The following is a 12752-nucleotide window of genomic DNA, read 5'->3' on the forward strand; positions in this document are numbered from 1 at the left end:
CGCTGAACCAAAGGAAGAGCGGTGGGAATGCAGTCATTTGAAAAACCCGCCGGTCGCCTGAAACCTTTGCCAGCCCGATCGCCGCAAAAGGTGAACGAGAAAAGTTGCTTCGAAGCAAGCGCGCCCGGCGGCGGATTTTTGCAAATGACCAAGCATTTACGAAGGACAAAAATTGACGCTAGCGTATCTCCTGCTGATCGGTTCCGTGCTGATACTCTTCAGTCTCGGCATGGCCAAGCTCTCGGCCAATCTTGGCGTGCCGGTGTTGTTGTTGTTTTTGGCGATTGGCATGCTGGCCGGCTCCGAGGGCCCGGGCGGCATTTATTTTGATGATGCCGGCATGGCGCAGTCGGTGGGCATCATCGCGCTGGTTTTCATTCTGTTCGCCGGCGGCCTGGATACAGATTGGAAGGCGGTGCGTCCGGTGCTGTGGCCGGCAGCGGGTCTGGCCACGGTGGGCGTTCTGCTCACCGCGCTGATTGTCGGTGTGGTGGCGCATCTGTTCTATTCGTTTTCACTGCTGGAGGGCTTGCTGCTGGGCGCAGTCATCTCGTCCACCGATGCCGCGGCCGTTTTTGCCGTCCTGCGTGCGCGCAACGTCAGTCTGCGTGGCGACCTCAAGCCGCTGCTCGAGCTGGAATCGGGCAGCAATGATCCCATGGCCGTGTTTCTCACCGTCGGCCTGATTCAGATGTTGACCGCACCCGCAACTTCCCTGCCGCAGCTCGCATGGTTGTTCGTTTTGCAAATGAGCCTGGGTGCCGCCTGCGGCGTGGGTTTGGGCAAATTGCTGACTGTTCTGCTCAACCGGGTGAACTTTGTGCAGGAGGGATTCTATCCGGTTCTGGTGCTCGCCTATGCGCTGCTCATCTATGGCGCCACCGCATTGTTGGGCGGCAGCGCCTTTTTGGCGGTTTATCTCGCCGGCATGGTGGCGGGCAACAGTGAATTCGTCCACAAGAAAAGCCTGCTGCGTTTCTTTGATGGGCTGGCCTGGTTGAGCCAGATCGGCATGTTCCTCACGCTCGGGTTGCTGGTCTTCCCCTCGCGCATCGTGCCGGTGATGGGCGCGGGCCTGTTGCTGTCCGCCGTTCTCATGCTGGCGGCCCGGCCGCTGAGCGTGTTTCTCACGCTGGCCTTCTCCCGCTTCAACTGGCGCGAAAAGGCCCTGATCTCCTGGGTGGGATTGCGCGGCGCGGTGCCGGTTATTCTGGCGACTTTTCCACTGCTGGCCAGGCTGCCCAATGCCGAGCTGCTGTTCAATCTTGTTTTCTTCATCGTCTTCACCTCCGCGCTGCTGCAGGGGTGGTCGATGCCGGCGGTCGCCCGTCTGCTCAAGGTCGATGCGCCGGTGGCCCGCCGGCGCCAGTATCCCATCGAGTTTGCCCCGCCCACCGGCATGGACACGGATCTGGTGGAGTTCGTCGTGCCTGCGCATGCCGCCGTTGCCGGAAAATCTTTGGTTGAGATCGGCATGCCGCGCGACAGTTTGATCGTGCTCATCAGTCAAAACGAGGAATTCATCGTGCCCAGCGGCGGCACGGTGATCAACGAGGGTGACGTGGTTTTGGCGCTGGTCAACAAGCGCAACCTGCCGGAGGTGCGGGCAATCTTCTCCAGGGTGGCATAGCGCGGTCACAGCCCCAACCAAACCTGTCAACCGCGAGGACGCAAGGCGCGCAAAGGATTTCTTTGAGCTCTTCCTGCTTTTGCGTGCAATCGTGCGTTGCGCTTGTTCTCCTTTCGCTGTATGCCTTCTTTCATTGGTTTGGCGTTCCAGTTCAATGAGAACCCACGGCGGCAGTCGCGTCATTTCAAGCAGGTCGGCAATAGTGCACTGTAAACGTGAATTCTGTAGTTCCCCCCTCGTGGGCGGCTGTTCGAAGATGAATTTTTTGCTGCTTCAGCAGCGATCCATAGGGGGGCGTGGCCACAAAAATCAACGTGACAGTGAAGTAGCTTGTCGACCGCTTTATTCTTCTTAATGATGATGCAACCTTCGACGGGCATCTCAACGCGGTAACCGGCATCAATTTGCTGCCCGTCATATGGAATCGGTGGCGATGCTTCGCAATCCACTCGCAAACCGCGCTCGCTCAGATTTTAAGCACAGCACCGTTGGCAGGCCGATACCAACGCGTGAGGTCAGTCATGCCATTCTCTTTGCGCCCTTGACGGTGTAAAAAAGCAGTTCAAAAAATCTTCGCGATTGTGATAGTTTTGCCAGGATGAAACTATCAGCAGAAAATTGGACACGAACCTTGCCGCCGCCCTCCCTCGCAGTTTGACTGGCCAGGCACAGCCGTGGGCCGGCCTGTCCGGCCGGACGCTGATCGAGAGAGACCGTGCCCGCCTTGTGTTCATGCATTAATTTTGGGCAGCCCTTGCTATTGTCCCCGCCGATAATTATTTAGTGACTGTCCTAAAGCGCAAATTGTCGATGCGGGGCCCCCGCAACGACTTGGCTGTTGCTTCAAGACAAGGTGAGTTTTCATGACACCTGCACCCAAAACCCTCCCTGACCAGCCGGGGCTGAAACAGGCATGACTTTCGAATTGCAAAAGCACGAAACGCTGCTGGAGCTTGCCGAGATCCTGACGCGACAGAGCGATTATCAAGAGAGCGTGCATCTCATCAGCCTGACGGCGGCCGTATTGTTCGATGCCGACGCCGCTTCGATCATTCTGATCAATCCCGGCGCCCCGCAGACAGTGAAGACGATTTTCCGGGGCGGCAAAGACCTGGGAGAGGAAAAGCATCGTCAGGTGCAGAATCTGGTGATCGGCTGGATGAGGCAGCATGAACAGCCCTTTTTGAGCACGGATTTGAAAACCGACCCCCGTCTGCCTGACGGGCTGTTTGAAGACGACATGGAGCGGGCGGTGATGTGCGCGCCGCTGCGCATGCAGCGGGTGGATATCGGCTATTTGTTTGTGCTCAATGAAAACCGGCAAGGGCAATTCGACGAATATGCGCTCAAGCTCCTGCAGCAGATGGCCGCGGTGTGCGCACCCTTCCTGAGCAACGTGCAGCAGATTCAGGAGTATTTCGAAACGCCGCTGCCGGAGGAAGTGCTGCTGGCACAATACGCCGGCCTGGGCATGCTGGGCCGGTCGAAGCCGTTCGTAGAATTGCTGCGCGCCATCGAATCCGCGGCGCGCTGTGACGTGCGGGTGTTGCTGGAAGGGCAGAGCGGCACCGGCAAGGAACGGGTGGCGCGCGCCATTCATCTGGGGAGCCCGCGCAAGTCCCGGCCGTTCGTGGCGGTCGATTGCGGCGCGATCCCAGCAAACTTGCTCGAGAGCGAGCTGTTCGGCCACATCAAAGGCGCTTTCACCGGCGCGAATTACGAGCGCCGCGGCCTGTTCGAAGAAGCACATGGCGGCACGCTGTTCATGGACGAGATTGCCAATCTGCCCTATGACATGCAGGCCAAGCTGCTGCGCGTGCTGCAGGAGGGCGAGATTCGTCCGCTGGGCAGCAACAAGCCGAAGACGGTGGATGTGCGCATCATCGCGGCTGCCAGCACCTCGCTGCGCAAAATGGTGGCGCAGCAACAATTCCGCGAGGATTTGTACTATCGGTTGCATGTTTTCCCCATCTATGTTCCCACCTTGAACGAGCGTCTTCAGGACATTCCGTTGCTCGCCAATCACTTCCTGAAGAAGTTCGCCCTGCAACAGCACAAGCAGGCGGCCTCTTTTCATCCTGCGCTCCTGCGCTTCATGCAGCAGCGGCAATGGAACGGCAACATCCGGGAATTGGAGAATTTCGTCGAGCGGCTGGTCGCCCTGGCCTCCCCGGAAATGAGAGTGATACAGCACAAGCTTCTGCCGGCGGAATTCAAGCGGGAATTCAAGAAGAATGCAACGCATAACAGAGAACCAGCGCCCGTGCTGTCATTGACGGAGCAGGTGAATGCGCTGGAGGCACAATTGATCCGCCAGGCGCTCGCCGCGCATGCCTGGAATCAGTCGCAGGCTGCCCGCGCTCTGCAAATCTCGGAATACACCATCCGCTACAAAATGGACAAGCTGGGCATCGTCAAACCCGAGGAAAGCACACAATAAATTTTCCTCCGGTAAATCCCTCCGCCCGCCTTTCACAGCCGCCGGTGAAAAACGCTGTCCGTACAGCTCTCCTTCGACTTGTTTGAAATGCGCTTATTCTTAACGAAAAATTATTTCCCGCTATCACTTCATGCAAATGTATGGCTGCGTCGGCATGGGGATTTTTTATCGGGCGGAAGCCCTCGAGCTCAAACGGCCGGTGATGCTGAAATTGCTCGCATGCTAACTGGCTGGTACTGTCGAAACGGCACTGACCGGGAACTCGCTCGCTATCGCCGGAGACCAACTCCTTACCGGGCGTTTGTCTGTACGCAGCGTGCCGGTGCACACCACTACAACTTTGCACCGACCTCTTGGTTTGCACGCAAGTGTCCGGTACTCACCAATCATAAAAAACGGCAGGTGGGAGGAGAGCATGGCCGGGATTCAAACCTCGGCGCAGAGGGATTAGATTTCAAAGTTCATTGGCATGGCTGGCGCGCGCCCATGTGCTGCCCGGTAATCATACCAGGGCGCGGCGGCTGTTGCAAGAGATGTTGGCCGGTCGTTGCATCGCTTCCTGGCTCCTCCGGATGGTATTAAAGAAAGGATGTCTCATACTTGGCGACTGCAGTATGGCGCTGTATGGGGTGGAGAAAGCTCATGTCGGCCGCAGTTTTATCTTGATCGGTACGAAAACCGACCTCGGGGTATGATCCGGTTCACAATCAAAAGATTTTCCAGGCGGCTCTGTACAAGATGGAGCAGGAGTGAAAGTGCTGGGCATGCAGTGCCGCCCTGCTGTCCCACTGGTACTGTCATAAGCTCTACAAAATAGTACACCCCTAAAACGACCATCCCATCTTACAAGCCCGGGCGAAAACCCAATGCACGTGGTGAGATGTTGTGACATAGGGTTGTCACAGGGCATTCATAAGTTAACGTTTGGTCTCGCATTGAACGCATCATCCAACCCAATAACGCAAACCAAACCATTGAAATACTTGCTTCTAACTTTATTTTGACCAGCAGGCCCTGGGCGAGGCCGAGCGCGAACAATGCTGCAGTGAGTCCGTACAACTCGCGCATGAGCTGCACGCCAACGGGCAGTATCTGGGTGTCAATCCGCTGCATCCTACGGCCATGGCGACCAGCGTGCAGGTGCGCAATGGCAAACGCTTCGTGACCGACGGCCCCTTCGCCGAAACGCGCGAGCAACTCGGCGGCTGTTTCTTGATCGAAGCCGGGAATTTCGACGAGACCATCGGTATCGCCGCACGGATTCCCATGCTGCACAAAGGCACCCTCGAAGTCCGGCCGATGGTGGAGATTCCCGGTTTGCCAGCGTGAATAAAAACTAAGTGTTTTCTATTTGCTCTTTGTTGAATTCCGACAGCTTGCCGTGGAACAACAAGGGAAGCGTAGCGCGGCATTCATGCCGCAAACAAATTTGAACCGCGAAGGACGCCAAGCTTGTATTTCTTTGCATTCCTGACGTCTTCGCGGTTCGAAAAACTTCGCAGGCGTGATAGTTTCTGCAGAATAATAAGTATTATTGCCTTTCATTTTTCAGTCAGTACAATTCACCGGAGGAAGAAGCATGAAAAAAGTAATCCTGACAGCAATCGCGGCGCTGGGCGTCATCATCATCGCCCTGCTTGGTTTTGCCGCGACCAAGCCGGACACGTTCCGCATCGAGCGCAGCGCGAGCATCAATGCCGTGCCGGAGGTGATATTCTCGCACCTCAACGATTTCCGCAGTTGGAGGGCCTGGTCACCTTGGGAAAAACTGGATCCCGCGTTGCAAAGAACCTACAGCGGGGCTGCAATCGGCGCCGGCGCTGTTTATGCGTGGCAGGGCAACAGCGAGGTCGGCGCGGGCCGCATGGAGATTGTGGAATCTTCTCCTTCATCAAAGCTCGGCATCAAGCTGGATTTCATTGAGCCGTTTGAGGGCCACAACACGACTGAATTTACGCTCACCCCCGAAGGTGAGACCACAAAAATCACGTGGGCGATGCATGGTTCCAATCCCTTCCTCGGCAAGGTGATGAGCATCTTCTTCGACATGGACGAGATGGCCGGAAAGGATTTTGAGACCGGCTTGGCCAATTTGAAAGCGGTCGCCGAAGCGGGCAAGCAAGATATCGTTCTCACCCGCGTGTTCGACGCGCCGCTTGAAGCCGTGTGGAAAGCCTGGACCGAGCCCGAGCAGGTCATGAAATGGTGGGGCCCGACCGGCTTCACTTCGCCGAGCTGCCAAATCGATTTTCGCGAAGGCGGCAAATTTATTTTTCACATGCGCGCGCCCAAGGAAATGAACAACGCAGATTTCTACACCAGCGGCACTTACAAAAAGATTGTGCCATCCGAATTGATCGAATTCACGCAATGGTTGTCCGACAAAGACGGCAACCAAATCGATCCGACGACGATGGGCATGCCGGCGGACTTCCCCAGAGAGATTCCTTCCCTCTTGGCCTTCAAAAGTGTCGGCAGCAAGACGGAACTGACCGCCATCGAATACGGCTGGACGCTCGGCCAAATGCGCGAGATGTCCAAGCTCGGTTTGGAGCAGTGCCTTGACAAGCTGGCGGAAAATTTGAAGTGATTTTTCTCCAGCCAAAAAACAACTGGTGGCGCATCATTTTAAAAAGGCTCTCAAACTGAAAGGCAGGGAATATGAACCCAATTCTTAGAAATGTATTAGCCGTTATCGCCGGTGTTGTTGTTGGAAGCATTGTGAATATGAGCCTCGTCTCAATCAGCGGCAAAGTCATCCCGCCGCCGGCCGGCGTCGATGTGACGAAGGTTGAAAGCCTGAAAGCGTCAATGCATTTGTTTGAACCCAAGCATTTCATCTTTCCATTTTTGGCTCATGCGTTGGGAACGTTGGTCGGCGCTTTTGTCGCTTCGATTATAGCAGCGAGTCACAAAATAAAATTTGCTTTGGGCGTGGGTGTATTTTTCCTGCTCGGAGGCATTGCAAGCATCTTCATGCTGCCCTCGCCGATCTGGTTTACGGTGTTGGATTTGGCCGGCGCTTACATTCCCATGGGGTGGCTTGGCCACAAATTAGCACAAATAAGATTTGGAGTACGAAATTAGCCAGCGGAACTTCGGAGTGCAAAACCTTAGTTTTGCGATGCAGAAGCGTCACACTCCGTTCAGATGGCCAAACGCATGCAATTTTTTAAGAAATGTTGGGTGGCGGCCCAACGGTTGAAAGGATCTGCGATGCATCCTGACACCATTCAATACAACAAGTCACTGGCTCCGAGCGATCGAAAGATTTGCGACTTGCTTGCCGAAACCATCGATCAAATTCTGCCGGAGGCGGAAAATAAAATATGGCACGCTCATCCGGTTTGGTTCTTGGAGGGCAATCCCGTTGTCGGTTACAGCAAATTGAAATCGTGCGTTCGCCTGCTCTTTTGGAGCGGCCAGTCTTTTGAAGAAAAAGAACTGCAGAACGAAGGCAGCTTCAAAGCCGCGGAAGCGCGATACACGGCCGCGAGTCAAATCGATCTCAAGGCGCTCGAGCGCTGGCTCAAAAAAGCCCGCGACATTCAGTGGGACTATAAGAATATCGTGCGTCGCAAAGGCAAGCTTGTGCGTTTGAAATGACTCGTGTTTTGCGGCGGCCGTGAAGCGAAAGCACAATCCACAAGAAGGCAGCGCGAGCAAAGATCAATGAAACAAGCCAGAAAGGAAAAGCAGAAATGCCAAGCGCAAAAGAGCTGAAAGCAAAACAACGTGAAGAACTCCTCGGCGCGTTGCAAGCCCGTTTCGAGAAAAACATGAACCGCCACCAAGGCCTCGAATGGGCTAAAGTGTCCCGCCGTGCGGGAGAAGCGAACCCTGAAAAACTGTGGTCGCTCCATGAAATGGAAAGAACCGGCGGTGAACCGGATGTTGTTGGTCATGATAAAAAGACGGGCGAGTATATTTTCCATGATTGCTCGGCGGAAAGTCCCAATGGCCGCAGAAGTGTTTGTTACGACCGCGAAGCGCTGGAGTCGAGGAAGGAGCATAAGCCCAAAGACAGTGCCATGGGCATGGCAGCGGCCATGGGCATCGAGATTTTAACGGAAGAACAATATCGCGAGCTGCAGCAACTTGGCGAGTTCGATACGAAAACCTCGAGTTGGGTGAAAACACCTTCGGATATTCGAAAACTCGGCGGCGCGCTTTTTTGTGATCGTCGCTACGGCCACGTCTTTGTTTATCACAACGGCGCGGAATCGTACTATGCCGCGAGAGGATTTCGTGGCTCGCTGAGGGTCTAAGCGAATTAAATAATCAAAGTCAGAATAAAATCCTGAAAGGTTTTATCACCCACGGATAGATTAAAACCAACGGATGAAAAACACATAGCTTTATCCGAAGGAGACGATACACAAAATGAAACAGACATTCGCTTGCTTCGCATTGGCAGCGCTGCTTTTGGTTTCATGCCGTGAGAACAAAAAAGATGCAACAACCTCCTCGATCGGCAGCGCCAATTTCCAGAACGGCTATTCCGAGGTCAACGGGCTGAAAATGTATTACGAGATTTACGGCGAGGGCAAACCGCTGGTTTTGATTCACGGCGGCGGCTCGACCATACAAACTTCTTTTGGCAGAATCATTCCGCTGCTCGCAAAGCACAGACAAGTCATCGGCGTCGAGCTGCAAGCTCACGGCCGCACAAACGACAGAGACGCCGACCTGTCCTTCGAGCAGGATGCGGACGACGTGGCAACGCTTTTGAAAAACCTCAACATTGCCAGGGCGGACTTTTTCGGTTTCAGCAACGGCGGCACAACGGCATTGCAAATCGCCATTCGCCACCCCGAAATCGTGAATAAAATAATTGCCGCCTCCGCGCTCTGCAAACGCAGCGGTGTTCCTGCGCAGTTTTGGGATTTTATGAAGCAGGCGACCATTGAACAAATGCCGCAGCAGTATAAAGACGCCTACACGAAGGTTGCGCCCAATCCGGATAACCTGCAAACCATGGGCGACAAGTGCGCCAAGAGAATGGTTGAGTTTAAAGACATGAGCGATGAGCAACTCAAATCCATCAAAGCGCCGGTTTTGATTGTCATCGGCGACGCGGACGTGATGACGCCGGAACATGCGGTTGAAATGTATCGCTTGATTTCGAACAGCCGGTTGGCCATCATTCCAGGCGGGCACGGCGCATACATTGGAGAAATCACCACAATAAATTCCGACTCTAAGGACACGGACTTCATCGTCCCAATGATTGAGGATTTTCTTGACGCCGAGCCTCAGCCAAAATCATAACGACAACAAACGAAAGCATGAATCATGAAGCCTCGCATCACGCTGCTCACTCTCGGCGTTGATGATTTGGAGAGAGCGCTCCGGTTTTATCGAGATGGCCTCGGCCTGAAAACCGAAGGCATCGTCTGGGAAGTTGCCTATAACCCAGCCTGGAAACTTGAAGAGTAATGAAACACCTCGCGTCAACTTACACCGCCGGCCTGCTGATTCTTGCCGCAGCCTGTGCCGTGCCCGCCAAAAAGGAGAACACTATGCAAGCGACGAAGCCATCGGACCGGGAGATCGTTAGGAGCAAAACATGAAAATCGTGATCATCGGCGGCAGCGGCCGCATCGGAAATAGACTCGTGAACAAGCTTGGTCAGCATGGCCATGAGGTCGTGGCAGCGTCACGCTCCTCGGGCGTCAACACCATCACCGGCGAGGGACTGGCGAAAGCGCTTGCCGGCGCTCAGACCGTCGTTGACGTGAGCAACTCAGATTCGTCCGACTACACGGAAGTTTTGAAGTTCTTCGAGACCTCAGCTCGCAACCTCCTTGCTGCGGAAGCGGCGGCCGGCGTGGGACATCACGTTGCGCTGTCGATCGCCGGCCTCGATCGCCTTCTCGCCGGTGGTTACTTCCGCGCAAAGATGGCTCAGGAAAATCTGATCAAGGCTTCCCCGATTCCCTATACGATTGTCCGCGCTACTCAGTTCTTCGAGTTCGTGGGCGGCATCGCCCAAGCGGCTACGCAGGAACAAACTGTTCGATTGCCACCGGCCCCGATGCAGCCCATCGCGTCGGATGACGTCGCTGATGCCCTGGCCGATATAGCAGTCGGAAAACCGCTGAACGAAACGATCGAGCTCGCCGGTCCCGAACCGACATGTCTCGACGAACTGGTTCGACGATTCTTGCGCGCAAACCGAGACGAGCGGAAGGTGACCACAGACGCCCAGGCGCTCTACTTCGGCGTAAAGTTGAATGATCAAGGCCTCGCCCCCGGCGCAAACCCGCGCCTCGGCCGGACACGTTTCGAGGACTGGCTCGGCCGCGCCGTGCCTCTGAGGTAAGGTCAAATCGAGGCGATTGAGCGTGCAAACCGAAAAGCGGTTTGATGCGGGTGAGATTCAAAAAGGTTCGGCTGCGCTCGATACGCCGACGGAGGCGAACCTGGCACGACGGAAGAAGATGCGAGCAGAGGGATAACTTGCTGTCGAAATTCACACCCGCTGAACGACCATATTATAAACGCAATCATTCATACAGAAAGAGGATGTCATGAACAAGAAGATATTTGCCCTTTTGGTGTTACACGCGAGTCTGATTCTGCAAACCGCTGCCTTCGCTCAAAGCGCCGGCAAGTATGCCAACGTGAACGGTATGAAGATGTACTACGAAATTCATGGCCAAGCTACACCGAACAACTTGCCGCTCATCGTGCTGCATGGCGCATACATGAACATTCCGAGCATGGGCGCGATCATCCCCAAGCTCGCCAAGACGCATCAGGTTTATGCGCTCGAATTTCAGGGGCACGGTCGCACGACCGATATTGACCGGCCCATTACCTATCCCAACCTGGCGGACGACGTGGCGGCTTTCATGGACGCGGTGGGCCTCAAAAAGGCCGACGTGTTCGGCTATTCCATGGGCGCCGCCGCCGGACTGCAATTCGCCATCCGCCATCCGGAAAAGGTCAACAAACTCGTCGCTGCTTCCGTCGCCTATGATGCCAGTGGCTGGCAGCCCGAGTTCATCGCCTTCATCCCGCAGATGACGGTGGAGATGTTTGTCAACATGCCGTTCGCCGAGGACTATCGCAAGCTCGCTGCCAATCCTGATGGCTTTCCCGAGCTGGTCAAAAAGCTGATTCAACTTGAAAAAGAGCCGATGGCGTGGGAAGAAAACGTCAAGGCGTTGAAGACTCCGGTTCTAATCATCACCGGTGACGCGGACGTAGCGACCCTCGAACATTCGGTCGCGATGTTTCGGCTGCTCGGCGGCGGCGGCATGGGTGACATGGGCAAGCCACTGCCAACTTCGCGGCTTGCGGTCATGCCGGCGACGTCACACACTGCCGTCATCACTCAGACCGAGTTGCTGCTTGCCTTCATCGAGCCTTTCTTGAAGGGCGAGACGCCGAAGGGGTTCTTCGAGAGCAAGCCGGAGACGAAATGAAGATGCTGCACGAATCGATTCAACACTTATTCTGAAAGGACAAAGCAATGACAACGCCAAGCAAACCAACCATCACCATAGAAACTACCGTCAACGCGCCGGTTGAGAAAGTATGGAGAGTGTGGACCTCACCGGAACATATTACGAAATGGGCAACAGGATCACCCGATTGGCACACGCCGTATGCCGAAAACGATCTGCGCGTCGGCGGCAAATTTCTTTCGCGGATGGAGGCGAAAGACTGCAGCGCCGGTTTCGATTTCGTCGGAACCTACGATGAGGTGCAGCAACACAAAACGATCGCGTACACGATGAGCGACGGCAGAAAAGTAAAGGTCACCTTTACAAGCGCTGGGAAATCGGTGAAGATTGTGGAGACGTTCGAAGCGGAAACCGAGAATCCGCTGGAGCTGCAGAGAGCAGGATGGCAGACGATTCTCGACAATTTCAAGAAACATGTTGAAACGATTCCATGATACAACCAGGACTCAGAGGGTCCTGTTCGAGTATTTAACACCCAAGAAAAGACACTGGAGAAACCATCATGCGAAAAATTATTGCAAACACCTTTCTATCACTCGATGGCGTCATGCAAGCGCCGGGCGGTCCCGAGGAAGACCCAACCGGTGGTTTTGTTCACGGCGGGTGGTCGGTGAACTACTGGGACGAAATGATGATGAAGATTATGGGTGAATGGATATCAAAGCCATTCGACCTCCTGCTCGGCAGGAAGACCTACGAGATATTCGCTGCACATTGGCCGTTCGTCAAGAACGATCCGGATAAATTGAATCAAATGGCAGCGGACAGTCTGAACGGCGCGAGGAAATACGTCGTCTCAAAAACGCTCTCCAAAGCAGACTGGCAAAACTCCACGCTCATCAAGGGCGACGTCGTAAATGAAATCGCCAAGCTCAAAAATCAGGATGGGCCTGAAATCCAGGTCCACGGCAGCAGCAATCTTCTCCAGACGCTTTTAAGAAACGATCTTGTTGACGAATGCCGGTTGTTGATATTTCCCGTAGTGCTCGGCAGCGGCAAGCGGCTCTTTGGAGAAGGCGTTCTTGCTGTCGGATGGAAGTTGATCGACTTGAAAACTTCAGCGACCGGCGTTGTCATTGCCACGTATGTGCGAGCGGGTGAGATTCAAAAAGGTTCGGCTGCGCTCGAATCGCCGACGGAAGCGGAGATTGCACGACGGAAGAAGATGCAAGCTGAAGGATAACTTGCTGTCGAAATTCACACCCGC

General features: G+C 54.8%; 11 protein-coding genes and 3 pseudogenes. All 14 read left to right on the plus strand.

The window, feature by feature from the left end; genetic code table 11:
* Window positions 1-172 precede the first annotated feature (172 nt).
* The 14 genes and pseudogenes from ONB52_01365 (at window position 173) to ONB52_01430 (ending at window position 12728) form a co-directional block, all read left to right on the plus strand.
* Window positions 173-1630, plus strand: a complete 1458-nt coding sequence (locus ONB52_01365; GenBank protein MDZ7414790.1) for a potassium/proton antiporter — start codon at window positions 173-175, stop codon at window positions 1628-1630.
* A gap of 913 nt (window positions 1631-2543) precedes the next feature.
* Window positions 2544-4070 carry a sigma-54-dependent Fis family transcriptional regulator gene (locus ONB52_01370; GenBank protein MDZ7414791.1) on the plus strand — a complete coding sequence of 509 codons (1527 nt, stop codon included), beginning with the start codon at window positions 2544-2546 and terminating at the stop codon, window positions 4068-4070.
* Between the two features lie 974 nt (window positions 4071-5044).
* Window positions 5045-5399, plus strand: a pseudogene (locus tag ONB52_01375) (YciI family protein).
* A gap of 250 nt (window positions 5400-5649) precedes the next feature.
* Window positions 5650-6180 (plus strand): annotated as a pseudogene (locus ONB52_01380) (SRPBCC family protein).
* Window positions 6181-6210: 30 nt separating this feature from the next.
* Window positions 6211-6660: an SRPBCC domain-containing protein gene (locus tag ONB52_01385; GenBank protein MDZ7414792.1), complete on the plus strand. Its 450-nt coding sequence runs from the start codon at window positions 6211-6213 to the stop codon at window positions 6658-6660.
* Window positions 6661-6731: 71 nt separating this feature from the next.
* The gene (locus tag ONB52_01390; GenBank protein MDZ7414793.1) at window positions 6732-7157 is read left to right on the plus strand and encodes a hypothetical protein; all 426 of its coding nucleotides are present in this window, start codon (window positions 6732-6734) and stop codon (window positions 7155-7157) included.
* Between the two features lie 129 nt (window positions 7158-7286).
* Complete coding sequence (locus ONB52_01395) at window positions 7287-7676, plus strand: DUF1801 domain-containing protein (GenBank protein MDZ7414794.1); 390 nt, start codon at window positions 7287-7289, stop codon at window positions 7674-7676.
* Window positions 7677-7771: 95 nt separating this feature from the next.
* Window positions 7772-8338 carry a DUF4256 domain-containing protein gene (locus ONB52_01400; protein ID MDZ7414795.1) on the plus strand — a complete coding sequence of 189 codons (567 nt, stop codon included), beginning with the start codon at window positions 7772-7774 and terminating at the stop codon, window positions 8336-8338.
* A 115-nt stretch (window positions 8339-8453) separates the two neighbouring features.
* Window positions 8454-9341 (plus strand): alpha/beta hydrolase, encoded by an 888-nt coding sequence (locus ONB52_01405; protein ID MDZ7414796.1) that lies wholly within the window; start codon window positions 8454-8456, stop codon window positions 9339-9341.
* A gap of 24 nt (window positions 9342-9365) precedes the next feature.
* Window positions 9366-9467: pseudogene (locus tag ONB52_01410) on the plus strand (VOC family protein).
* Between the two features lie 172 nt (window positions 9468-9639).
* Window positions 9640-10395, plus strand: coding sequence for an SDR family oxidoreductase (locus ONB52_01415; GenBank protein MDZ7414797.1), 756 nt, complete (start codon window positions 9640-9642; stop codon window positions 10393-10395).
* A 220-nt stretch (window positions 10396-10615) separates the two neighbouring features.
* Complete coding sequence (locus ONB52_01420; protein ID MDZ7414798.1) at window positions 10616-11503, plus strand: alpha/beta hydrolase; 888 nt, start codon at window positions 10616-10618, stop codon at window positions 11501-11503.
* A 47-nt stretch (window positions 11504-11550) separates the two neighbouring features.
* A complete protein-coding gene (locus ONB52_01425) occupies window positions 11551-11979 on the plus strand; it encodes an SRPBCC family protein (protein MDZ7414799.1) in 429 nt (142 codons plus the stop codon).
* 68 nt (window positions 11980-12047) lie between these two features.
* The gene (locus ONB52_01430) at window positions 12048-12728 is read left to right on the plus strand and encodes a dihydrofolate reductase family protein (GenBank protein ID MDZ7414800.1); all 681 of its coding nucleotides are present in this window, start codon (window positions 12048-12050) and stop codon (window positions 12726-12728) included.
* The last annotated feature ends 24 nt before the right edge of the window (window positions 12729-12752 follow it).

Source organism: candidate division KSB1 bacterium (assembly GCA_034506255.1).
GTDB lineage: Bacteria > Zhuqueibacterota > Zhuqueibacteria > Zhuqueibacterales > Zhuqueibacteraceae > Coneutiohabitans > Coneutiohabitans thermophilus.